Origin of the sequence: Streptomyces sp. E2N166 (assembly GCF_003671715.1) — a bacterium.
GTDB classification, from domain to species: domain Bacteria; phylum Actinomycetota; class Actinomycetes; order Streptomycetales; family Streptomycetaceae; genus Streptomyces; species Streptomyces thinghirensis.
In genome coordinates, this window is sequence record NZ_RAIF01000031.1 from 374,477 (window position 1) to 397,681 (window position 23,205).

The following is a 23,205-nucleotide window of genomic DNA, read 5'->3' on the forward strand; positions in this document are numbered from 1 at the left end:
GCGCGCAGCTCCCCTCGCTCGGCCCGCCCGCCATCCGATCCGGTTCGACCGATTCCCCCAATGAGGTTGCACGGCACATGAACTCCCGTCAGCGCCGCGGCATCATCCTGCTGATCCTGTCGGTCCTCTGCGCCCTCGGTGCCTTCGCCGGCGTGCTCTCCGTCGTCAACGACGTGAAGTCCAAGGTCGGACCCGAGGTCACCGCGTACCGGCTCAAGACCGACGTGCAGCCCTACACGCCCCTCGGCGCGGGGCAGTTCGAGAAGATCGAGATGCCCGAGCGCTGGCTGTCGGAGAACGCCGTCACCGACCTCGGCCAGGTCCGGGGCAAGATCGCCGTGACGACGCTGAAGAAGGGCTCGTTGCTGCAGAGCGACATGATCGTCGACCAGCCCGCCCTGCGACCGGGGCAGCAGGAGGTCGCCATCATGATCGACGCGGCGACCGGCGTCGCCGGCAAGATCACACCCGGCTCCAGCGTCAACGTGTACGCCACCTTCGAGGGGGAGCGGGAGGGCGACCCCGCGCAATCCAAGATCATCGTCACGAACGCCAGGGTCATCGACGTGGGCGACCTCACCTCGCTGAAGCCCGACGAGAACAGCCGGGACCGGGAGCCCACCGACGCCGTCCCCATCACCTTCGCACTGTCCACCATCGACGCCCAGCGCATCACCTACGCCGAGTCGTTCGCCCAGCGGGTCCGGCTCGCGCTGGTGGCGCCCGGCGGCGACACCACGGTCCCCGACAAGGACCGGACGTACGAACTCGCGAAGGACAAGTGAGAGCCCGTATGCCCACGAGGATCCTCCCGGCAGTCGGCGACCCGGACGCCGTACGGTCCATCACGACCCTGCTCAGCCAGCTTCCGGACGCCGAACCGGTCGCCCCGGTGACCGACTCCACCCAGCTCGTCGACACCCTCGCCCGCCTCGCCGCCGAGTCGGTCGACGAACTGCCCGAGGTCGTGATCGTCCACGAACGCATCGGTCCGGTCCCCGCCCTGGAGCTGATCCGAGAGGTCGCCCTCCGCTTCCCCGCCGTCGGCGTCATCCTCGTCACCTCCGACCCCGGCCCCGGCCTCTTCCAGGCCGCCATGGACTACGGCGCCCGCGGCCTGGTCGCCCTCCCGCTCGGCTACGAGGAACTGGCCAGCCGCGTCCAGGCGGTGGCCCAGTGGTCGGTGGGCGTACGCCGGCACCTCGGCAGCGCCGTCGACGTGTTCACCGGAGCGGGCGGCACCGTCGTCACCGTGAGCGGCGCGAAGGGCGGCGTGGGCGCGACCATGACCGCCATCCAACTGGCCCTGGCGGCACAGGCGTCGGGCCGCCCCACGGCCCTCGTCGACATGGACCTCCAGGCCGGCGACGTCGCCTCCTACCTGGACGTCCAGTTCCGCCGCTCCGTCGTCGACCTCGCCACCATCACGGACATCTCCCCGCGTGTCCTGGCCGACGCCGTCTTCCGCCACGACACGGGCCTCGCCCTGCTGCTCGCCCCCGGCGAGGGAGAGCGCGGCGAGGAGGTCACCGACCGCGCCACCCGCCAGATCGTCAGCGCCCTGCGCGCCCGCTACGAGGTCGTCGTCCTCGACTGCGGCGCCCAGCTCGGCGGGGCCGGCGCCGCGGCCGTGGAGATGGCCGACTCGGCGCTGCTGGTCACCACCCCCGACGTGGTCGCCGTGCGGGGCGCCAAGCGGGCGGTGCGGATGTGGGACCGGCTGCAGATCCGCAAGGCGGAGGAGACCACCGTGGTCGTCAACCGGCACACCCGGGCCACGGAGATCCAGCCCCCGCTGATCCAGAAGATCACCGGCACGGCGGTAGCGGGCACCACCGTCCCCGCCAACTTCAAGGAGCTCCAGGGCGCCGTGGACGCCGGCCGCGTCCACGAACTGGACAGCAGGGGCACGGTGAAGCAGGCCCTGTGGGCCCTCGCGGGCGAACTGGGGCTGGTCAGGGCCGCCGAGGCGGACCACCGCAAGGGCGGCGGCCGGTTCCGCGGCGGCGACCGGGGGTCGGCGAGCTTCCGGCGGCGGAAGGACGGTGCGGGATGAACGCCTTACGGCGCCGGCTCCGGCCCCGGCTCCGGAACGTCCGGCCCGCCGGAGGGGACGCGGGCCAGGTCACCATCGAGTTCCTCGGCATGACCCCGGTGATCATCGCGACGCTGGTGGTGCTGTGGCAGCTCGTACTCGTGGGATACACGTACACGCTCGCGGGTAATGCTGCGGACGAGGCGGTACGGGCGGCGACGGCGGCGGACCGGGGGGCGCGGCAGGGTGCCTGCCAGGAGGCGGGCCGGGACAAGCTGCCCGGCGCGTGGGAGGGGGGCGCCGAGGTGAGCTGCGACACCGCGGGCGGCTATGTCACAGCCGACGTGCGCATCGAGGTGCCCATCCTCTTCCCGGGCACGGTCAGCTTCCCGTTCACCGTGCACGGCCACGCGGGAGCCGTCGAGGAGGAGACCGACTGAGATGCCGTACTCCGCCAACTCGCCGAGTTCCACGAACGCCCGCGGGAGGGACCGTGGCCAGGTGGCCGTCGGGCGGGACCGTGGCCAGGTGGCCATCGAGTACCTGGGATTCCTCCCGATCCTGATCATCGTCGCCATGGCCGCCGTACAGCTGGGCCTGATCGCGTACACCGCCCAGCAGGCCGGTACGGCGGCCCGCGCCGGCGCCCGCAGCGCCTCGCTCCAGGAGAGCGCGGGGGAGGCGTGCGCGGCGGCGGTCAGCAGCTGGCTCGCGGACGGCACCGACTGCCCACCGTCCTACGGCGGCGACGAGGTGACGGTCACCGCGACCGTCGAGATCCCCTCGATCCTCCCCGGCTGGGACTTCGACCCCGCCACCCGGACGGCCACCATGCCGCTGGACCACTGACCGAGGAGCCGAGGACGCATGAGCCTGCGCGCACGCATCCACTCCCCCGAGGAGCACGGCAGCCGGGGCGAGGACGGACACCTGGTCGCCTCCTACCGGGCCAAGCTCCTGGAGGAGATCGACCTCGCCGAGATGAGCTCCCTGGCGATGGCAGAACGCCGGGCCCGCCTCGAACGGGTGCTCGGGCACATCATCAGCCGCGAGGGCCCGGTCCTGTCGACGGTCGAACGCTCCCAGCTGATCCGCCGGGTGGTGGACGAGGCCCTCGGCCTGGGCATCCTGGAACCATTGCTCGAAGACGCGTCCATCACGGAGATCATGGTCAACGGCCCGGACGCCATCTTCGTCGAACGCGGCGGCCGAGTCGAACAACTCCCCCTGCGCTTCGCCTCCAACGACCAGCTGATGCAGACCATCGAGCGCATCGTCTCCACGGTCAACCGCCGCGTCGACGAGTCGAACCCGATGGTCGACGCCCGCCTCCCCTCCGGCGAACGCGTCAACGTCATCATCCCGCCCCTCTCACTGACCGGCGCCACCCTCACCATCCGCCGCTTCCCGCGCTCCTTCACCCTCCATGAGCTGATCGGCCTCGGCTCGCTCGACGAGCACATGCTGTACCTGCTCGCCGGCCTGGTGCAGGCCCGCTTCAACATCATCGTCTCGGGGGCGACCGGCACCGGAAAGACCACCCTTCTCAACGCCCTCTCCGGCCTCATCCCGGAGACCGAACGCATCATCACCATCGAGGACTCGGCGGAACTCCAGCTCCAGCAGGCGCACGTCATCCGCCTGGAGTCCCGCCCGCCGAACGTCGAGGGCCAGGGCCGCGTCACCATCCGCGACCTCGTCCGCAACTCCCTCCGCATGCGCCCCGACCGCATCGTCGTCGGCGAGGTCCGCGGCGGCGAGTCCCTCGACATGCTCCAGGCCATGTCGACCGGCCACGACGGCTCCCTCGCCACGGTCCACGCCAACAGCGCGGAGGACGCCCTGATGCGCCTCCAGACCCTGGCCTCCATGTCGGACGTGGAGATCCCGTTCGTCGCCCTGCACGACCAGATCAACAGCTCCGTCGACGTCATCGTCCAGCTCACCCGCTTCGCCGACGGCGCCCGCCGCATCACCGAGATCGCCCTGCTGGCCAGCCACGGCGGCGAACCGTACCGCCTGGCCACGGTCGCCCGCTTCAACGCCCAGCCCATGACCGCGGACGGCCGCATCTTTGGCGCCTTCGAGTACTACCCCCTCCCACGCCGTACCGCCGAACGCCTCTACATGGCGAGCCAGCCGGTCCCGCAGGCCTTCGGCGTGGCCCACACCGCGGAACAACTCGCGACCCGGGAGGCCAGATGACCGGGGGCGGAAGCCGGGAGCAGCCGCCGCCCCGCCAGAACCATGAAAGCCGGACACCGGCCGCCCCGCCAGAAACCATGGAACCCAGGTAGGAACCGCCCGATGGAACTGGAAACGCTCGTCACGCTCACCACCGGTATCACGGTGCTGACCTGCGCCCTGGCGGTCATGGGCCTGCACTCCTACGCCGCCGGCAAGGCACAGCGCGCGGCCCTGGTCGACCGCCTCTCCGCCACCGGCCGGCCCCCTTCCGCCGGACGTCCGCGCCGCTTCCGCACCCTGGACCGCCGCCTGCGCCGCACGAAGCTCGGCCGCAGACTCGAACTGCGCCTGGCGGCGACCGGCCTGGACGTCACGCCCGGCGAGTTCTTCGTCTACATGCTCGCCACGGTCGCGGGCCTCTGGCTGATCGGTCAGGCCGCACTGGCCCCCTTCTTCGGCCCCCTCGCCGGCCTGCTCGGCATCGGCGTGGCGGTCCAGTTCCTCAACTGGCAACGTCAGAAGCGCATCGAGAGGTTCATCAACCAGCTCCCCGAACTCGCCCGCATCCTCGCCAACGCCACCCAGGCGGGCCTCGCCCTGCGCACCGCCATCGGCATGGCGGCGGAGGAACTGGACGCCCCGGCCGGTGAGGAGCTTGGCAAGGTGGCCGACCAACTGGCCGTCGGCGCCTCGATGGACGACGCCCTCGGCGAACTCGCCGACCGCCTCCCCTCCCGCGAACTGGTCGTCCTGGTCACCACCCTGGTCCTCTCCAACCGCGCGGGCGGCCAGGTGGTCAGCGCGCTGCGCAACCTCACGGACACGCTGGAGGAGCGCAAGGAGACCCGACGCGAGGTCCGCACCCAGCTGTCCCAGGTCAGCATGACGTCGTACGCCGTCCCCGTGCTGGGTGTCGGCTCGTTGTTCCTGATGAACGGGGTGAAGGACGGCGCCCTGGAGCGCATGACGGGCTCCCCGGCCGGCCAGACCGCGGTGATCGTGGCGTTCGCGCTCTACGCGGTCGGCTTCATCCTCATCCGCCGCCTGTCCCGCATCGACGTCTGAGAGGGAGCTGACAGACATGGGACCGGGACTACTCCTCGCCCTGCTCATGGGCCTGAGCGTCTGCGGCGTCTTCGCCGGCATCCGCATGTACCGGGCCGACGCCAAACTGCCCCACGACCTCGCCCTCGCCCTGGAGGTCGGCTCCACCCGCACCGGCGCGGTGGACTCGCTCATCGACCGCATGGGCATGCGCTACGCCCCCGCCGTGCTGCGCCTGATGGGCCCCGCCCTGGTGGCCAGGTACCGCCGCCGGATCGACCTGGCCGGCAACCCCGGCGGCCTGACCATCGACCGCTACGCCGCCCGCCGCGCGGTCTACGGCTTCCTGGGCGCGGTCGGCTTCCTGGTCTTCCTCCTGCGCGGCCAGTTCGTGGTCGCCGGGCTGCTGCTGGCCTTCGGCGCGTTCTGGACGGAGGTCGGCATCTGGTCGGCGATCCGCATCCGCAAGGACGAGATCGAGCGCACGCTCCCCGACTTCCTGGACGTACTGGCGGTCGTGGTCAGCGCCGGGCTGGGATTCCGACAGGCCCTGGACCGGGTGGCGATCCGCTACGAGGGCCCGTGGGCCGACGAACTCCGCATCACCCTGCGCCAGATGGACCTGGGCATGAGCCGCCGAGAGGCCTTCGCGGAGCTGCGCCGGCGCAACGACTCGGAACAGGTGGCGATGTTCGTGACGGCACTGCAGCAGGGCGAGGAACTGGGCGCACCCATCGTCGACACCCTGGTCGCCCTGGCCAAGGACATGCGCCGCACGGACGCCCAGAACGCCCGCCGCAAGGCCGCCCGAGCGGTCCCGAAGGCCACGATGATGATCACCACCTTCATGGTCCCGGCCACGATGATCCTCCTCGGCGCCGGCCTGATCCTCGGGTCGGGCACGGACTTCGGCACGATCACGGGCGAGTAGGGGAGGAGGACGTCATGCCGATCAAGCGGCCGCGACAGGAGGGCGGCGTAAACGGTCAGAGTGCGACTGCACACGAAGAGACGACATCAACAAGCGTTGACCGGCAGACCAATCAGGCGATTTTCGCGCAACGCCTTTCGCACTTGCAATCACCTGTGGGAGAGTCATTGGCTGGTACTCCCGACAGGTCGAGGTCCCAACTGAGCGCAAAGGAGGTGGAGATCGTGGACGACGCGGCATCCGGCACGGCCAACCAGAAGACCGCCGCCACCCACCCCCGCGACCCCCACCGAACGGCTGCGCCAAGGGTGACCTCGCTGGACCGACTCACAGCACGTGACGGGGCCCATGACGGACCCCCGGGGACCTCGGACCCGAGGGCCCTCCCGCCGCACGTTCCGCACGACGAACGCGGCATCGTCCACCCTGGAGGGGAACACCATGACCAACTGGCTTCACACCACCACCGCCCACCTGCACTCCCGCGCCACCGCCCGCAACGACAAGGGCCAGACGGCTGTGGAGTACCTGGGGATCATCGCGGTGGTGGTGGCAATCGTGCTGGCGATCACGGGGACGGATATCGGGCAGTCGATCTACGACGCCATCGTGAACAAGATCGACGAGGTCACTGGCGGCTGATGTGCCGTCTGAGGTACGACGACACAGGGCAGGCGTTCCCCATCTACATCACGGTGGTGGGGGGCCTGCTCTTTCTCGCGTTCGCCTACTTTGCGGTCGGCCAGGCCTCTGCAAATCGGAACGGTGCCCAAACAGCCGCAGACGCGGCCGCCCTCGCAGCGGCCCAGGACACGCGAGACCAACTCGCTGAGGTGTGGGTCAACGACATCGGGGATCCGACCAGGTGGCAGAGCATTTTCGAAGGGGATGTGGCGGGTCTCGGCCCTTCGTGCTGGCGCGGCGAGCAGCTTGCGGCGCGAAACGACGCTCGTGTGTTGAGTTGCAACCCAGAAGGCCTGCTGGGATTCGCTGTTGAGGTGGAGACGGACAGGCCCGTGGGGGATTCCATCGTGCCGGGCACAGAGGACAAGAGGTCACGAGCTTCCGCGACTGCCGTGATCGAGGCAGAGTGCACGTTTGAGCTGCCCTCGGAAGCTGCAGAGGGTGATGCATTGCCTCAACTCACTTGCGGGGAAGAGCAATGGGACCTGGATCCAGAGAACCCGGGCGACCTGCCGAAGCCCGAGGAACTGTTCGACGTCCATCTGGCCGACTGACAAGCGAATGACGAGGATGAGGAAGGCAGGGGGCATGAACATTCGGTTCGCTATGGCCCGCAAAGGGGTGATCGCCGTGGCCGTCGGTGCTGGCCTGATCCTGAGTCTGGCTGGCTGCAGCGGGGGCGACGGCGAGGATGGGAAGCCGGAGACCTCGGCGGCTGCCTCCAGAGATAGTGGCTCTGATCCAAGCGCCCAGGAAGGGTCGGACGAGCCTTTGGCTGAGCTCAAGGGGGAGGACGGCCTAATCCTTAAGCTCACTTCGGCTCAAAGAGACGTTGGCGGGTTTGTCACCATCAGTGGTGAGTTGAAGAATGACGGCGACGAGCCGGCGCGTCTCTCCGTACGCACCGCGGGCGATGAGACGGAGATCATCAGGCACGGGACGTCGCTGGGTGGAGCCACACTCGTAGATGCCACAGGAAAGAAGCGCTACTACGTGCTTCGTGACACGGATGGGCGGCCCCTCACCACTACGAACATGCCGAGGATCAAGGCAGGCGCTTCTATTCCTGTCTTCATGCAGTTTCCCGCCCCGCCCACGAGCACCTCCGAGGTCGCATTCCAACTACCGACTTTCGCCAGCGCGACCATCTCCATCTCCGGGTGAGGCCACCATGACCTCGACCTCGCGCCTCACTCGTGCCCTGACCACGGCCACCCTCTTGCTCGCCTCGACCTTGTACGGCACGACGACCGTCCACGCCGAAGACGACCCCAACGACCCTCCAGGCAGCGAGCCCTCCGCCTCCGCCCCCATCGAAGTGGACTCCAACGACCCGGACCTGAAGATCCCGGACGGTGCCACGCTCGCGCAGGCGAAGGTGCTGGACATCAAGTCGGTCGTGGAGGAGCAGAGCGGCGACGAACGCCGGGAGGACACCAACACGAGCGTGACGCTCGCGCTCCAGGCAGAGGTGCTGTTCGGAAAGGACAGCGCGAAGCTCGGCTCCGAGGCGAAGTCCCGGATCACAGGCATCGCCGAGGAGATCAAGACCCAGAACGCCACAAGGGTCCGCGTCTTCGGCTTCACCGACAACCTCGGCTCCTCCGCCCACGGCGACGTACTCTCCAAGCAGCGCGCCAACGCCGTACACGACGTCCTGTCGCAGACCCTGAACGACCCCGGCATCACGTACGAGGTCCGCGGCTACGGCGAGCAGTACCCCATCTCCGACAACTCGACGGAGGCCGGCCGCAAGAAGAACCGCAGGGTCGAGGTCACGTTCCCGCGCACGGAAGGCTGACCGCCTCGGAGCGACACTTCGCCCGAGAAGGGTGATTGCCCGACTCCGCTGGCCGGCGTCGTCCGAGCCTGCTCCGGAGACTGAGGCTGGGCAAGGAAGCGCTCAGCGTAAGGCGCTGAATGTCGGCGCTCTCCGGGCTCCTCGTGCCGACCGGGGTCGTGTCCGAGTCGCGAGGGAAGGCTGGTCGGCGAGAGCTGGAGCGAGGCGCTGAGAAGCGGAGAGGGGGAGCGCACCATGGCAGTGAAACCGGGGCCCAGGAAGCGATCACCAGGCACGAGGGTTCGGACAGGCACGGGTCTCGTACTGTCGGCGCTGCTTGCGTTGGCGACGACAACCGGCTGCGACAACTCCGCCGAACCGGCCGGGACGCCGTCAAGCGGTGACGAAGGAGCGAAGCCCAGCGCGACGCACCGCCCTTCACCCCCACCCGGTTCCTCCGCCGACCACACCGGCGCCAGTCACCCCTCGCTGTCGGCAGCGGACGGACGAGACATCGGCGCATGCGCGGACGGTGATTGCCAGATCCTGGTGTCCGAGCCGGTCACCGTACGTTTCAAGGGTCCCTCCGGCGCGGCGGCGACGCTCAAGGTGACCAAGGTCGGCCCGAACGAGGTCGCCTACACGGTGAAGTCGGGCCACGGCCAGTCCAGGGGCAGCGCTCGTGGCCCGGGACAAGGCTGCATCACAGTTCTCCGCAGCAACGGCAGCGGCAACTCCTGCGGTGGACTGGGCGACGGCGCCAGGCCGAGCGTCCAGCCCGGAGCCGTGGTGATCCAGGCAGCGACAGGAGAGGTCGGTACGGCGATCCTCGACATCGTTTCCGACTGACGCGCAAGGAAGCCGAACGGCCGCCGGGTCACCTGCCCCTAACCTTCCACGACCGCGACCTGCACTCCCGCCTTCACTCCCCACCTGGTCATCGCCCCGGCCTCAGCCTCCAGCACATGGCGGGAACGCAACCGGGGCAGCCCGAGCCTGCCTGCCCGCATGGTGCGCACGGCGATGACGACGAACCGCCGGTCGAGATAGGCGACGTCGATGGGCATCCGCATCCGCAAAGTGTGCACGCTGTTGGCAGGGGACAGCAGGATCGCCCCGTCTATGGAGTCCCGCCCCAACAGCCCCTTGGTGCGAGCACGGTAGGAGCCGGCGATCTCCAGCGGAACACGGACGCTCCCGGCCCCGGCGCCCCCCTCCACGAGCAACGCTCCTCGCCCGTCCCGCCGGCGCCGACCCATGCCGATACCCCTCTCCGCCAGTGCGCACCACTGCAGGCCTCTTTGCTGCTTCCTGCGTGAAACGCGCCGAAGCGAGCGGGGTGGCCGCCCCAGGGGCCGATGCTGTCGCGTTATGCAACCGTTGTCACCCAAGAAGCCACACGTACGGCTGATTTGGGCGCATGGGACCCGGTGGGGAGACGGGTCTCACTCTGGTGCCACTCCATCCTGGTGGATAGCGTTGCTTCGCTCAAGAGAAGCCCCGTCCCACCCAGGAGCCGACCGTGAATCGCCGCCGCCCCACCCTGCTCGCAGCGCTCACGCTGACCGCCGCTGCGGCCTTGACGCTGTCCGCATGCGGAAGCGACGACAGCCCCTCCAGCGACGAGGACAAGATCGCGGGGGCGGACACGGGCGGCTCCGCCCCGTCAGCATCGTCGACCGCGTCCGGGCCGTCGGAGAACGACCGACCCAAGATCGAGCTGCCCTCCGATCTCTCCTACACCTTCGAGTGGCCCAAGACCGGTGACAAGGAGAAGGACGCGGTGCTCGCCGACAGCGAGCAGTCCATCAAGGCCGTGGACCTGGCAATCGTCAACCAGGACGCACTCGACAAGGCCTACCTCTACTACTACGAGGGCGAGGCAGCAGCCGGTACGCAGAAATTCATTCAGAACTACGTTGACCAAAAGGCTGGCGTCACGGGAAGCTACCGCTTCTACGCTCCTGAAGTGTCGGTCGACGAGGACGGCACAGCTTCTTTTACTTATTGTGAAGATCAAGGCAAGGCGTATGTTAAGTACCTCAAGACCAACAAGGTCAGAAAAACCGAGGTAACTGCCAAGAGCTACGTCATTTACCACACGTCCCTGAAGAAGACGAGGGAAGGTGTGTGGGCCATCCAGAAGATCGTCTCGCAGAGTGGGAGCGAAAAGTGCCAGCCCTGACGCATGTGATGAGAGAGCTATCGGTCACGGTGTTCGCCGGCATGTGTCTGTCGTTCTTGGCGCTCCCTGGCACAGCTCACGCGGACGACATCCTGGACGGCAACACGCAGAACTCAAGCACGGAACAGCGTGCGGAGACTGACCCCGACGGTACCGTCGGGGTCACCGTCGGCGGCGTCGTCTTCGACCGTTCGAAGAACGGTGGCGGTGACTCGGCCGGGGCGTTGGCGTCCTCCACATCGTGGAGCCCGCCACCCTGCTGGTATGCGCCCAAATACACGCCGAAGCAGTTGCAAGAGCATCTGGAACCGATTTGGGAAGCCGGCTCCACAGGGTACGAGTGGGACGCCGAGCAGCGGGAGAAGTACAACGCCCGTGACGAGGAGAAGAGCTTCAACAAGGACAAGACCGGCAAGGGCTATTGGTGGGCCTCATACGTCAACAAGAGCTACCCGCCGGGTTGGGACTCCTGTGACGAGGACTATTTCTGGGTGGACACGGGCGACGCTCCGCCGGCCAACGTCGAGAACGCCGTCACCCCCGAGGTCCTCGCAGAGCTTGCCTACGCGGAAATCCGCGTTCCTGGCACCGAGGTGACGTTGGCGCCCGCGGAGGCCACCAAGGTGAACCTTCCGACGTGGGCGTGGCTGGACGGTGCCGAGTTCAAGCCGGTCTCGGTCACCGCGTCCGTGGAGGCGATCGGAATCGAAGCGACGGCCACCGCGGAACCGGTCTCACTGAAGATCGAGCCGGGCACCGAGGACGCCGAGACGCACCCCGCATCCGGTGTGTGCGAGATCAACAATGGCCGTATCGGCGAGGCCTACGCCAAGGGCAAGGCAGAGGAGACCCCGCCCTGCGGCGTGACTTACCTGCGCTCCTCCGGTGACGGTTCGTATCCGCTTCAGGCCACCGTCACCTGGCAGATCCACTGGACCGGCAGCGGAGGGGCTGGTGGCGACCTCCCCGACGGCACGTTCGGTGCTACTCAGGACGTCGTCGTCCAGGAGATCCAGGCCGTCAACCGCTGACCGGCGGCACCAGCCCCCAGTGCGTAAGTGAGCCCCTGAAGAGGGGCAACGGCCGCACGTACGCCACGAAAACCGGATGTCGTCGTTCCTCTCATCGGTGCAGGTGGACCGGAGAGGGGACGGACACATGGCGGAGCGGCTTGCCGTTGACGGCGACGAACTCGGGCGGTTCATGAAGTCGCTGAGGGAGTCGTCGACCTCCCTCAGAGGCGTCCGAAAGGCACTGTCGGGCGCCACGATCACCGGCCTCGGCACGGACGATCTCGACTCGGCGTGTGAGGCCTTCCAGGAGGACTGGAAGTACGGCTCCGAGGAGATCGGCAAGCAGACCGAGGACCTGGCCGACATCATCGGCAAGAGCAAGGACAGCTACCTCGAAGTCGACAAGGCGCTCGAGGAAGCGGTGCGGAAGTCGCGCGAGGACAAGAGCGGCGGTAAGAAGTGACCGTCACCGCCGGAAACGACCAGTACGGTGCCGCGCTCGACCCGCAGTCCCGAGCCGACCTCGGCAAGCCGCAGGGGCTCAAGTCCGCCCCGCCAATCCCGAATCCCGCCTATCCGCACCTCGGCTTCAACCCCGTACCGGGCGACACCGAGACGGTGCGGGGCCTGCAGAAGAAGCTCAGCGGTTGCGCCAAGGTTCTTCAGGAGACCCACGACCTGGTCACCAAGCTCCTGGACGGCAGCTACTGGAAGGGCGACGCCGCGGTCGCCTTCCGCGAGCAGCTCGACGGTGGCCCGCTGCCGCTGAACCTCAAGAACGCGGCGCACTCCATCCGCAAGGCGGCCAGACAACTGGACCGCTGGGAGGGTGAACTCGACGACTTCCAGCGGCGGGCCAAGAAGCTCGAAGAGGACGCGAAGGAAGCCCAGGCCGCGGTCGACCGCGCACAGGGCCGCGCGAACAAGGCCGGCGACGATCCCGACCTCAAGAAGGACGGCGCCGATCACGACGCCGCGCAGAAGGCGTTGACGCGCGCGAACGCGGATCTGGACGATGTTCAGGCCGAGCTGAAGAAGATCATCGGCAAGGCGAAGAGGCTCGCCGAAGAGCACGAGGAGAAGGCCGGCTACCGGGCGGGCAAGATCCGCGACGCCACGAAGAAGCTGGTGCCGCATGAGCCGGGTTGGTTCGACGAGGTACTGGACTGGCTGGGCGACAACCTGCCGGACATCCTCAGCTTCACGGCCGGGCTCATCGGGATGGCGGCGCTTCTCCTCGCGGGGCCGCTGGGGTGGAGTCTCGCGGCAACTGCCGCTTTGATGCTTACGGCTTCTGGCATCAGTGGGACCGCGCTTGCGTTGCGACTCACCGACCCGGAAGTGCGAGCGTCTTTGTGGGACGGCATCACCAAGGGAGAACTCGATGCCAACTTCTGGAGCAACGTCGTCTCCCTGGGAGCGGATGCCGCAGGTGCGCTACCAGGCGTAGCGGCGGTTTCTAAGGGATCGTTCGAGGCGACGCGAGCTATTCGGAGGAGTAGCCAGGTGCTTGATTTCTGGCAGAAGGCAGGTACCTATGGTTCGAAGGCTATCGATGAGGCAGGGGCGATCGCCAATCTTGAGAACTCTATGATTGCTCGAGCCGTGCGCGGTTTCAGTGATCCCGGTAGAGCGGCTAAGGCGATCGCCGGAACTTCGGTCCTGACCGGTGTCGGCACAGGCGGGTTCGGACTGTACAACAAAGCCGTAGACGCAGAGGACGACGGCATCAAGGACGGCACTGTCGCCGGCATCGACGGTTCACGCCTCATCCTCGACAGCGGTGGCCTCGTTGACATCGCACGATACGTCTTCTGCCGTTAGCCAGGAAGGGAAGGACTCGTGAACCCCGTCGACTGTGCGACCGCTTGGGAACACGCACCTACACGTCGAGCCTGGGCCAGTCATATGGCGATGAACGTTATCGGATTCATCGGCTGGGTCGGTGGCTGGGTCGCATTGCTTGGGGTGTCGCTCTACCTGGACGACTGGGTTGTGTGGGTGTTCCTTCCATACTTTCTTTACGGTCCATATCGCGCTTTGACGCAATTGCGATACTTTCCCGCAGCGCTGTGGATACGGCGCATCTTGCGCACCTACCCATGGCAAGTCCTGCATGGCGTTCCGTACGGGCTCAGCGATCGGCCAGAGGTGCTCACTAGGCACTATGGCTGGTTCGAGTTGCCCATTCCGGGTCGTCCGGGTCAACTATTGCCAGTGGTTTTCACTCAGCATCTTCGCTTGGAGTGGTGGTCTCGGCGAATGGCGCCTCGTGCCAAGCTGCGCCTGAAGGCGCAAATCGAAGAGATCTGGTTCGCGGGCGACGTGCGGTTCGTGGGCGTAATTGCCGTGCCCACTCGGAAGGGGCTTGCGCCTCGACGCCTGCACGTCATCGAACAGCGGATGGACGAGCAGAGCAGTCGGCGGTTCATTGACTGGGGTGCTGGTCCTGATGACATCGAACGCGGCCAACAAGCGGGTGTCTGTCCCCGTGCCATTTTGAGTCGCATGGAGATTCTGTGAGTAGCCTTGAGATCGTCATGCACGACTCCGTAAACGACGCGCAGGCAGAGTTGTGGTTCGCCGAACCAGCTGGCTTCATGGCTCTGCCGCTGGACGCCCTGCTCGCCGAGCCCGATTCGACGGACGCCGAAAGGATGCGCGCGGCCGTCGCTCCACTACTCAACGCCGCGCCCGGCGAAATGGTTCGTCAGCAGCTAGTTGCGCAGCTTGCGTCGGGACAGCAACTGCTCGCAACCCTGTGCGACTTCGGTACCGTCCACTGCTCGATCGGCCTGCACCGCGATGACGTCGGGGGTCGGGCAAGTAGCGGCGCGCTGCCCCTGCTTTCCCTCTTCACGATCTCCTGGCGTGACACGAACGTCGCCCCACGCGCCGTCACGGCGGCCCGTGCGGTCACGGCGGGCGACGGGCATACGGACATCGTCTTCCAGGAACTCCCTTGTGGGCCGGCGGTTCTCAGTGAGACCACGCATCGGCCTGACGCCGACAGCGGGCTGCCTCAGCAACCCCTCCTCCAGATTCACGCCCACCTCCCGCACCCGGACTGCAAGCGCCTGGCCGTTCTCACGTTGAGTACCACGGCCACGGCCCGTCGGGAGGAGTACCGGGCGATCCTGCGGCAGGTCGTCGAGACGGTGAGGTTCGAGAAGCCCCTGGGTGCCGACTCGTAAAGCTGTTGTCCGGCGGCCCCGGCCGAAGGTAGGAAGGCCCCCATGACCGGACTCGGCGCCGTATTCCGCCCCCAGCTCGCCCCCGAGCGGCTGCGTGCCGTGGCGCGCGTCGCCGATGAGGCCGGGCTCGAGGAGCTGTGGCTGTGGGAGGACTGCTTCCGCGAGGGTGGGATCTCCGCGGCCGCCGCCGCGCTCGCCTGGACCGAGAGGGTGCGGGTCGGCGTCGGGCTGCTGCCCGTGCCTTTGCGGAACGTGGCCGTCACCGCGATGGAGGCCGCCACGCTGCACCGGATGTTCCCCGGCCGCGCGATCCTCGGCGTCGGGCACGGGGTGCAGGACTGGATGGGGCAGGTCGGGGCGCGGGTCGAGTCGCCCGTCACGCTGTTGAGGGAGCATCTCCTGGCGCTGCGGGCGCTGTTGGGTGGGGAGCGGCTGACGACCGAAGGACGTTACGTACGGCTTGACGACGTGGCGCTCGACTGGCCGCCGGGGGAGGGGGTCGAGGTGCTCGCCGGTGCCACCGGGCCCCGCTCGTTGCGGCTTGCGGGGGAGGCCGCCGACGGGACCGTGCTCACCGCGGCCACGCCGCCCGACGGGGTGCGTCGGGCGCGGCGGCTCATCGACGAAGGGCGCGCGGCGGCCGGGCGGGCGGAGGCGCACAAGGTCGTCGTGTATCTCCTGGCCGCCACGGGGCCCGGCGCCGGCGAGCGGTTGCGGGCCGAGCTGGTCGCCGAAGGCGTCGGATCGGTGCCGGAGCTCGGTGTCGCCGGGGATGCGGGGACCGTCGCCAGGGCTGTGGAGAAGCTGGCCGAGGCGGGGGCCGACACCGTGATTCTCCAGCCGACCGGTGACGAACCCGATCCGGAGGGATTCGTGCGGTTCGCCGCCGAGGAGGTCCGGTCCTTGGTCGCCTAGCCGGGCGCACCGCCGCCGTTTCATGGCCCACACCGCCCCGCCCCCCTACGCTGATCGGACTCATTTCCTCATGGCTCAGCCCAACACCCGTGCCTTCGACGAGCTCGTGGCCGAAGGCGCCTCCGTGCCCACCGAAGGGTGGGACTTCTCCTGGTTCGAGGGCAGGGCCACCGAGGCGCGGCCGTCCTGGGGGTACGCGCGGTCCATGGCGGGCCGGCTGGCCGAGGCCAACGCCGTACTGGAGGTGCAGACCGGGGGAGGGGAGGTACTGGATCACGCCCTCGAAACCGCTGCCCCGCGCCGTCCCCGTCTCGTCGTCGCCACCGAGGGCTGGCCCCCCAACGTCGCCAAGGCCACCGCACGGCTCCGCCCCCGCGGCGTCCCCGTGGTCGCCTCGCCCGACGACGCGCCCCTGCCCTTCGCGGACGGAGCCTTCGACCTGGTCGTGAGCCGGCATCCCGTCGAGCCGCACTGGGGTGAGGTCGCGCGTGTGCTCGCGCCCGGGGGTACGTACTTCGCCCAGCACGTCGGGCCCGGCAGCGTCTTCGAGCTCGTCGAGTACTTCCTCGGGCCCCAGCCGGAGGAGAGCCGGAACCACCGTCACCCCGAACGAGAGCGTGCCGACGCCGAGGCCGCCGGTCTGGAGGTCGTAGACCTGCGGGCGGAGCGGCTGCGGATGGAGTTCCACGACGTCGGTGCCGTCGTTCACTTCCTGCGCAAGGTGGTGTGGATGGTCCCCGGCTTCACCGTCGACGGTTACCGGGACCGACTGCGCGATCTGCACGAGCGCATCGAGGCCGACGGCCCCTTCGTCGCCCACAGCACGCGTCACCTCTTCGACGCGTGCAAGCCGCGCCCCTGACCACGCCGCGCCCCCAGGTCACGCCACGCGCCCAGGTCACGCCACGCGCCCAGGTCACGCCACGCGCCCAGGTCACGCCGCGCCCCTGGGCCGCGGCGCACTCCTAGGTCGCAAGCCGCACCCCTGAGTCACGGCGGACGCCGAAACGCTCACGCGTGCGCGCCCACCGTCACCTCGCCCACCACCAACTCGGCCTCGGCCTCCAGTACCTCCCCGACCCGTGCCGCCTGCGCCGCCAGCTCCCGTTGCTGCCGGGACGTGAGGCGGCCCAGCGGTTCGACCGTGACCGTCGTACGCCGCCCCCGGCGCCGCTGGTGCCAGACGCCCGCCACGACGCCGTCCACGAGCAGCACGGGGAAGTTGCCCGCCTGCCCGCCCGCCAGCGCACGCCGGTACGCGGCTCCGGGGAAGAGCAGCTCCCTCGGCTGTGCGGCGATGAGATACGCGTCGAAGTACGGCAGCAGCCGCACCCCACGCAGGAGATCTTCCTGCTCGGGGCCGCCGGGGAAGACGGTGTCGCCCGTCGCCACCCACGCCGGCGTTCCCTCGAAGTCGACCTGCTCGATCTCGCCCGCGGCGGCCAGCTGGTCGTACAGGGCCCTGGCCCAGCCGGGCGGCGCCGCCAGCCACCGGGCGAAGTGCCGCGGTGCGGCCGGGCCGTACGCGTGCAGGTAGCGGCGTACGAGGAGCCGCAACGCCTCTTCCGACCGCATCGGGGCGAAGTGGGGCGGACGGGTGTACGTCACCTTGCGGCCGCGGTTCGGTCCGAAGGAGAGTGCGCCGGACTGGCCCGCCCGGTGCAGCGCCTGCCGCCAGCGCGGCCACATGGTCTGGAACGCCGGCATCACGAGGTCGCCGGCCCAGGGGCCGGTGCGGGCGACGACCTCCTCGCCGAGTTCGTCGATGGTCAGGAAGGAGCCGTCGAGGGCGTCGCCGATCGCCGAGACGACCTGCTCCGCCTGCTCCCGCGTGAGCCGTACGCCGGACGGGAAGGAACCCGGGCCGTCGGCGATCGCGGGCAGTGCGGCGCACCACATCGGCAGGTCCCGGGCCGGGAGCAGGTGCACCGTCCCGCGCGGACCGTGCGTCTTCACGAGCGAGGGCGGCGGTGCGGAGGTTGACCCGGTCGGCCACAGGGACATCCGTACGTCCGTCCGGGTGACGCCGTCGGTCCGCAGGCCGACCGACAGTTCGGCCGCCGACAGTACTTGGGCATGGACGCCGAGCATCGTGCCGGCCACGTCGGCGACCGGTGTGCCCGTTCGGGCAGACATGGCCAGGAACTGCCGGTCCAGCCGCCGTGCGCTCGCCGCGCCCCAAGTGATCCCCACGGTCTTCGTCATGAGGTGACGTTAGGAGAGGGGTAGGACAGGTCACGGCCTGGTTGGTGCCCGGAGGGGGAGCATATTCGGGGCGTATGCGGCGTACCTTCGCAAATATCGGTACGTCTGGTGACGGGGTGCGGAATCACCCTTCGATCCTCACAGGGTTCCCACATCGTTATTCATTGATGTCCGCCTTGCGTCGAATTCGGCGTTCCCGATCGCGTAAGTTCGGAGCAGGTAATTCGCGTGAGCAAAGCTGCGCGTGTGGCACCGCGCAGTGGAGGGGGCTGCGCGGTGCCCGGTCAAGCGTGCGTTCGCCGGTGGATTCACCCGGTGGAGGGAAGCGGGGGTGATCCCCCGCCTGGGCTGCGGGGGCCATCGGGACCGCTTCGGATTGCCCATCCTGTCCCTTCAGCCGCTTCGGGTCCCCTGCTCACCCGTGAATCAGCCGTGTTTTGGCCATGATTCAGGGCGGAATGATCGCTTCCGGGGCCATCCGGGCGTCGCCGGGCAACTTCGGAGAGTAGTTGTGGCACGCCGATGCGCGCGGCATCACTTACAAAGGGTTATGGTGGAAACCCCCCCTCGGGCCGGTCCGTCTCCCCCCCACGGACCGGCCCGTTTTTTCTGCCCTCCCGGCCGCACGTCTCTTCTCCTCACCGGCCGGCTTCCCTCCCCCTCCCGGGTCTCGTGCCTCGCGCCGCCGATCTCCCGGCGGGACGCCCGTAATGAGGAGTTCACCGGTGCGCCGTCCTGCGTCGTGGCATGGCGGCGCTTGTTCGAGGGCATAAGCCAAGCAGGTCGACGCCCGAACCACGGGTGTCGTATCTCAGCGGACGGCGCGGAGCCGTCCGCCCGGGAGGCCCTTTGCACCAGCCCCACCGTGCGGTCACGGCACGGAAGACACGGCGGAGGGCCGATTCGCGGCCCGCGCCAGTGCATGGCGGTCTTACGGACCTGCCTGACGGTTTCCGTCTGCCTCGCGGCGTCCGGGCGGACGACGGGAATCGTCAGGCAGGCCCTTCACCGGCCGGCTCGTTCCCGCCCTCCCGGCCCAGCGTCCACTCCGTCGCTCCCCGACCTCTTCCGAGGGGGTACGTCCTTCCGTGGTGACCAGCACAAAGCGCCACAAGCCTGATCGGCGCACCTACGTTCTCGACACCAGCGTCCTGCTGGCCGACCCGAACGCTCTGAACCGCTTCGACGAGCACGAGGTCGTGCTCCCGATCGTCGTGGTGACGGAGTTGGAGGCCAAGCGGCACCATCCCGAGCTCGGCTACTTCGCCCGGCAGGCCCTGCGCCTGCTCGACGAGTTCCGGGTGCGGCACGGTCGCCTCGACGCCCCCATTCCGATCGGGGATCTCGGCGGCACCGTGCGTGTCGAGCTCAACCACTCGGACCCCAGCGTGCTGCCCACCGGCTATCGCCTGGGGGACAACGACTCCCGCATCCTCGCGGTGGCCCGCAACCTGCAGGCGGAGGGATACGACGTCACCGTCGTGTCCAAGGACCTCCCGCTGCGGATCAAGGCGTCCTCCGTCGGCCTGCTCGCCGAGGAGTACCGCGCCGAGCTGGCCATCACGGACGCCTCCGGCTGGACCGGGATGTCCGAACTCACCCTGCCGGGTGAACAGGTGGACGTGCTCTTCGAGGAGGGCCGGGTCTACGTCCCCGAGGCCGCCGAACTGCCGGTGCACACGGGCCTGACCATCCAGTCGGAGCGCGGCAAGGCCCTCGGCCGGGTCACGCCCGACGGCAACGTCCGCCTGGTCCGCGGCGACCGGGAGGCGTTCGGCATCAAGGGCCGCAGCGCCGAGCAGCGGATCGCGCTCGACCTGCTCCTCGACCCGGACGTCGGCATCGTGTCGATGGGCGGCCGGGCCGGCACCGGCAAGTCGGCGCTGGCGCTGTGCGCGGGCCTGGAGGCCGTGCTGGAGCGCCGGCAGCACCAGAAGGTGATGGTCTTCCGCCCGCTGTACGCGGTGGGCGGGCAGGAGCTCGGCTATCTGCCCGGCTCCGAGGCCGAGAAGATGAGCCCCTGGGCGCAGGCGGTCTTCGACACGCTGTCGGCCGTCACCAGCCGGGAGGTCATCGAGGAGGTGACCGCGCGCGGGATGCTGGAAGTGCTGCCGCTCACCCACATCCGGGGGCGCTCGCTGCACGACGCGTTCGTCATCGTGGACGAGGCGCAGTCCCTGGAGCGGAACGTCCTGCTGACCGTGCTGTCCCGCGTCGGGGCCAATTCACGGGTCGTACTGACCCATGACGTGGCGCAGCGGGACAACCTCCGGGTCGGGCGGTACGACGGAGTCGTCGCCGTCGTCGAGAAGCTGAAGGGCCATCCGCTCTTCGCGCACGTCACCCTGACGCGCTCCGAAAGGTCCCAGATCGCGGCACTTGTGACCGAAATGCTGGAGGACGGACACATCTGACACTTCCGCGAACTCCGACCCGTGAAGGGCCGGTTACCCGAGAGTCGGCGCCGTCCGGAAAGGCCAAGAGCCTAGCCGGGCGGCGTCTTCGCGTGTGGGGGTTTCCGGGAATCCCCTGGGCCAAACGGGATGTGAGCTTTCACACGCAACACAGAATTGCCTCACCCCGCCGGGTTACGGCAGAGTCTCACTCCTGTCAGGCCCCGCATACGACACACCTGTACCCCCAGCGGTACGGCACCACAGACGCACCAGTCCAACTCCATAGCAGCGTCGTATGCCGCCCGAGCACCACGCGGCGCTCCCCTCGGGGGAGTTGTCCACCGGGCCCGTGCCTCCCGTGACCCGTAGTTGGGGAGGCCAGTGCCAGGGGCACGATTGCGTCCGCGAGGGTCACCGAAGCGGGCGATGCTGGAAGGAAACCGTGTGAGCCGGATCTCGGTCCGGGGATTCGCAGTGGCCTCGGCCACGGCGGTCACCGCAGTCGGAAGCGTCGTCGGCGTTGCCTCGGGCAGCACCGCGCAGAACAACGACGCGGAGGCGACAGCAGCAGGCACGACGCTGCTCGCGGACATCCCCATGGGCGAGCAGGCGCAGGTGCAGACCGCGTCCCTGACGCAGCAGGCCGACGTACAGGCCATCGCCGCGGACGCGAGCGCCAAGAAGGACGCCGAGGAGGCGGCCCGCAAGGCAGCCGCCGAGACCGCCGTGGCCAAGCAGGAGCAGGCCAAGAAGGAAGCCAAGGCGGCCGAGGAGGCCAAGGAGCGTGAGGCGAAGCAGGAAGCGGCCAGCCGCGACGCCAAGCGCGAGTCCACCAGCTTCGCCGTCCAGAGCTCCTACAGCATCAGCCAGATCCAGGCGATGGCCCGTCAGATGGTGCCCAGCGGCCAGTGGCAGTGCTTCAGCAACATCGTGGACCACGAGTCCAGCTGGAACTACAAGGCGGTCAACCCCTCCTCGGGCGCCTACGGTCTCTTCCAGGCGCTGCCGGCGGGTAAGTACTCCTCCGCGGGCGCCGACTGGCGGACCAACCCGGCCACCCAGATCAAGTGGGGCCTCAACTACATGGACAGCCGCTACGGCAGCCCGTGTGACGCGTGGTCCTTCTGGCAGGCCAACCACTGGTACTGAGCCCGCCCGGCGCGGCCGGAACACCGCTCAACCTCGCGCAGCCCCTCACCGTCCTACGGTGAGGGGCTTTCGCGTTCCCGCCATGTACGGTCGGACCGAAACGACTCCAGGGGGGAGTGGTGGGGAAAGACGGGGGAAGAGGACGGATCATGTCTCGAGTGCCAGGGTGGCTCGGTCGGCTCGGCGCCGGACTGACGCGGATGAGCAGGCGGTTGGACCAGCGACGCGAAGCGGCCGAGCGGGCCGACGCCGACGACGACGCACCGGCTACCGCCGCCGGCCACGCGGCGCCGCCGTCACCGGAAGACCCGCCTGGGGAGCACACCTCCGCGCATCACCCGCTCGTGGTCCAGACCCGCCCCGACCCGGCACAGGCCGTGCCCTGGGGGGTGCGCGTCGCCGCGGAGGCGGGGTGGCGGCTGCTGGTCCTCGCGGGCACCGTATGGGTGCTGATGCGGGTCATCAGCGCCGTACAGCTCGTGGTGCTGGCGTTCGTGGCCGCACTGCTGATCACGGCGCTGCTCCAGCCGACCGTGGCGTGGCTGCGCCGGCACGGGGTGCCGCGGGGGCCGGCCACCGCCCTGACCGCCATCCTCGGGTTCGTGGTGATGGGGCTGATCGGCTGGTTCGTCACCTGGCAGGTCATGGAGAACATCGACAACCTCTCCGACCAGGTCCAGGACGGCATCGACGAGCTGCGCAACTGGCTCCTGAACAGCCCCTTCCACGTCACCGACAAGCAGATCAACGAGATCGCCAAGAACCTGCGTGAGGCGGTCGGCGCCAACACCGACCAGATAACGTCCGCCGGTCTGGAGGGCGTCACGGTCGTCGTCGAGGCGCTTACGGGCATCCTGCTGGCCGCCTTCTCGACGCTCTTCCTGCTCTACGACGGCAAGCGCATCTGGCAGTGGACGCTGAAGCTGGTGCCGGCGGCGGCCCGGCCGGGCGTGGCCGGTGCCGGCCCGCGCGCGTGGCGGACGCTGACGGCGTATGTGCGCGGCACGGTGATCGTGGCGCTGATCGACGCCATCTTCATCGGCCTCGGCATCTACTTCCTGGACGTGCCGATGGCCGTCCCGCTGGCCGTGTTCATCTTCCTGTTCGCCTTCATCCCGCTCGTCGGCGCGGTGATGTCGGGCGCGCTCGCGGTCGTGGTGGCGCTGGTGACGCAGGGCATGTTCGCGGCGGTCATGACGCTCGCCGTGGTGCTGGTGGTGCAGCAGATCGAGGGACACATCCTGCAGCCGTTCATCCTGGGCCGCGCGGTGCGGGTCCATCCGCTGGCGGTGGTGCTGGCGGTGGCCACGGGCGGCATGGTGGCCGGCATCGGCGGCGCGGTGGTCGCCGTACCGCTGGTGGCGGTGACGAACACCGTCGTGGGCTATCTGCGGGCGTACTCCCGTGAGGCCACCGCCCGGCAGTCCCCGAAACCGCGCGGCGCGACACCGACGGACGCCTCCCCGACGGACGCCTCCCCGGCGGCG

General features: G+C 68.9%; 25 protein-coding genes. 23 read left to right on the forward strand and 2 right to left on the reverse strand.

The window, feature by feature from the left end:
• The first annotated feature begins 77 nt into the window (after positions 1 to 77).
• From cpaB to EBH09_RS23770, 12 genes are all read left to right on the forward strand, one after another.
• The gene (cpaB, locus tag EBH09_RS23715) at positions 78 to 785 is read left to right on the forward strand and encodes a Flp pilus assembly protein CpaB (RefSeq protein WP_121748958.1); all 708 of its coding nucleotides are present in this window, start codon (positions 78 to 80) and stop codon (positions 783 to 785) included.
• Positions 786 to 793: 8 nt separating this feature from the next.
• On the forward strand, positions 794 to 2,056 hold the full coding sequence (locus EBH09_RS23720; RefSeq protein ID WP_121748959.1) for an AAA family ATPase: 1,263 nt from the start codon (positions 794 to 796) through the stop codon (positions 2,054 to 2,056).
• Positions 2,053 to 2,475: a TadE/TadG family type IV pilus assembly protein gene (locus EBH09_RS23725; RefSeq protein WP_121748960.1), complete on the forward strand. Its 423-nt coding sequence runs from the start codon at positions 2,053 to 2,055 to the stop codon at positions 2,473 to 2,475. Before EBH09_RS23720 ends, EBH09_RS23725 begins: the two co-directional genes overlap by 4 nt.
• A 61-nt stretch (positions 2,476 to 2,536) precedes the next feature.
• A complete protein-coding gene (locus tag EBH09_RS23730; RefSeq protein WP_121749514.1) occupies positions 2,537 to 2,884 on the forward strand; it encodes a TadE/TadG family type IV pilus assembly protein in 348 nt (115 codons plus the stop codon).
• A gap of 18 nt (positions 2,885 to 2,902) precedes the next feature.
• Positions 2,903 to 4,240, forward strand: a complete 1,338-nt coding sequence (locus EBH09_RS23735; protein WP_121748961.1) for a CpaF family protein — start codon at positions 2,903 to 2,905, stop codon at positions 4,238 to 4,240.
• 102 nt (positions 4,241 to 4,342) lie between these two features.
• Positions 4,343 to 5,287, forward strand: a complete 945-nt coding sequence (locus EBH09_RS23740) for a type II secretion system F family protein (RefSeq protein WP_121748962.1) — start codon at positions 4,343 to 4,345, stop codon at positions 5,285 to 5,287.
• A 16-nt stretch (positions 5,288 to 5,303) separates the two neighbouring features.
• Entirely contained in the window at positions 5,304 to 6,197 is an 894-nt protein-coding gene (locus EBH09_RS23745; RefSeq protein WP_121748963.1) for a DUF5936 domain-containing protein, read from the forward strand.
• A gap of 441 nt (positions 6,198 to 6,638) precedes the next feature.
• Complete coding sequence (locus tag EBH09_RS23750; protein WP_121748964.1) at positions 6,639 to 6,839, forward strand: hypothetical protein; 201 nt, start codon at positions 6,639 to 6,641, stop codon at positions 6,837 to 6,839.
• Positions 6,839 to 7,435, forward strand: coding sequence for a pilus assembly protein TadG-related protein (locus EBH09_RS23755; RefSeq protein ID WP_121748965.1), 597 nt, complete (start codon positions 6,839 to 6,841; stop codon positions 7,433 to 7,435). Before EBH09_RS23750 ends, EBH09_RS23755 begins: the two co-directional genes overlap by 1 nt.
• A gap of 34 nt (positions 7,436 to 7,469) precedes the next feature.
• The gene (locus EBH09_RS23760; RefSeq protein WP_121749515.1) at positions 7,470 to 8,045 is read left to right on the forward strand and encodes a hypothetical protein; all 576 of its coding nucleotides are present in this window, start codon (positions 7,470 to 7,472) and stop codon (positions 8,043 to 8,045) included.
• 7 nt (positions 8,046 to 8,052) lie between these two features.
• Complete coding sequence (locus tag EBH09_RS23765) at positions 8,053 to 8,682, forward strand: OmpA family protein (RefSeq protein WP_121748966.1); 630 nt, start codon at positions 8,053 to 8,055, stop codon at positions 8,680 to 8,682.
• Positions 8,683 to 9,210: 528 nt separating this feature from the next.
• Positions 9,211 to 9,510 carry a hypothetical protein gene (locus tag EBH09_RS23770; protein ID WP_121748967.1) on the forward strand — a complete coding sequence of 100 codons (300 nt, stop codon included), beginning with the start codon at positions 9,211 to 9,213 and terminating at the stop codon, positions 9,508 to 9,510.
• A gap of 38 nt (positions 9,511 to 9,548) precedes the next feature.
• On the opposite strand, the gene EBH09_RS23775 is transcribed toward EBH09_RS23770, so the two are convergent.
• On the reverse strand, positions 9,549 to 9,920 hold the full coding sequence (locus EBH09_RS23775) for a DUF192 domain-containing protein (protein WP_121748968.1): 372 nt from the start codon (positions 9,918 to 9,920) through the stop codon (positions 9,549 to 9,551).
• 263 nt (positions 9,921 to 10,183) lie between these two features.
• Between EBH09_RS23775 and EBH09_RS23785 the strand changes: the two genes are divergently transcribed.
• From EBH09_RS23785 to EBH09_RS23820, 8 genes are all read left to right on the forward strand, one after another.
• Complete coding sequence (locus tag EBH09_RS23785; protein WP_193776488.1) at positions 10,184 to 10,846, forward strand: hypothetical protein; 663 nt, start codon at positions 10,184 to 10,186, stop codon at positions 10,844 to 10,846.
• A gap of 41 nt (positions 10,847 to 10,887) precedes the next feature.
• Entirely contained in the window at positions 10,888 to 11,877 is a 990-nt protein-coding gene (locus EBH09_RS23790; RefSeq protein ID WP_193776554.1) for a hypothetical protein, read from the forward strand.
• Between the two features lie 127 nt (positions 11,878 to 12,004).
• Positions 12,005 to 12,322 (forward strand): hypothetical protein, encoded by a 318-nt coding sequence (locus tag EBH09_RS23795; protein WP_121748970.1) that lies wholly within the window; start codon positions 12,005 to 12,007, stop codon positions 12,320 to 12,322.
• The gene (locus EBH09_RS23800) at positions 12,319 to 13,683 is read left to right on the forward strand and encodes a putative T7SS-secreted protein (RefSeq protein WP_121748971.1); all 1,365 of its coding nucleotides are present in this window, start codon (positions 12,319 to 12,321) and stop codon (positions 13,681 to 13,683) included. Before EBH09_RS23795 ends, EBH09_RS23800 begins: the two co-directional genes overlap by 4 nt.
• A gap of 90 nt (positions 13,684 to 13,773) precedes the next feature.
• Positions 13,774 to 14,382: a hypothetical protein gene (locus tag EBH09_RS37530; protein ID WP_193776489.1), complete on the forward strand. Its 609-nt coding sequence runs from the start codon at positions 13,774 to 13,776 to the stop codon at positions 14,380 to 14,382.
• Positions 14,379 to 15,053: a hypothetical protein gene (locus EBH09_RS23810; protein ID WP_238697426.1), complete on the forward strand. Its 675-nt coding sequence runs from the start codon at positions 14,379 to 14,381 to the stop codon at positions 15,051 to 15,053. Before EBH09_RS37530 ends, EBH09_RS23810 begins: the two co-directional genes overlap by 4 nt.
• Before the next feature lie 42 nt (positions 15,054 to 15,095).
• Positions 15,096 to 15,968, forward strand: a complete 873-nt coding sequence (locus EBH09_RS23815) for an LLM class flavin-dependent oxidoreductase (RefSeq protein ID WP_121748973.1) — start codon at positions 15,096 to 15,098, stop codon at positions 15,966 to 15,968.
• Between the two features lie 70 nt (positions 15,969 to 16,038).
• A complete protein-coding gene (locus tag EBH09_RS23820) occupies positions 16,039 to 16,830 on the forward strand; it encodes a class I SAM-dependent methyltransferase (protein WP_121748974.1) in 792 nt (263 codons plus the stop codon).
• A 149-nt stretch (positions 16,831 to 16,979) separates the two neighbouring features.
• Here EBH09_RS23820 and EBH09_RS23825 read toward each other — a convergent pair whose 3' ends face one another.
• Positions 16,980 to 18,173 (reverse strand): winged helix DNA-binding domain-containing protein, encoded by a 1,194-nt coding sequence (locus EBH09_RS23825; protein WP_121748975.1) that lies wholly within the window; start codon positions 18,171 to 18,173, stop codon positions 16,980 to 16,982.
• A gap of 1,088 nt (positions 18,174 to 19,261) precedes the next feature.
• Here EBH09_RS23825 and EBH09_RS23835 point away from each other — a divergent pair.
• The 3 genes from EBH09_RS23835 to EBH09_RS23845 all read left to right on the forward strand — a co-directional run.
• Positions 19,262 to 20,587: a PhoH family protein gene (locus EBH09_RS23835; RefSeq protein WP_121748977.1), complete on the forward strand. Its 1,326-nt coding sequence runs from the start codon at positions 19,262 to 19,264 to the stop codon at positions 20,585 to 20,587.
• Positions 20,588 to 21,013: 426 nt separating this feature from the next.
• Positions 21,014 to 21,718: a transglycosylase SLT domain-containing protein gene (locus EBH09_RS23840; protein ID WP_193776490.1), complete on the forward strand. Its 705-nt coding sequence runs from the start codon at positions 21,014 to 21,016 to the stop codon at positions 21,716 to 21,718.
• Between the two features lie 149 nt (positions 21,719 to 21,867).
• Positions 21,868 to 23,205: AI-2E family transporter (locus tag EBH09_RS23845; protein ID WP_153182713.1), on the forward strand; the 1,338-nt coding region annotated here is incomplete at its 3' end.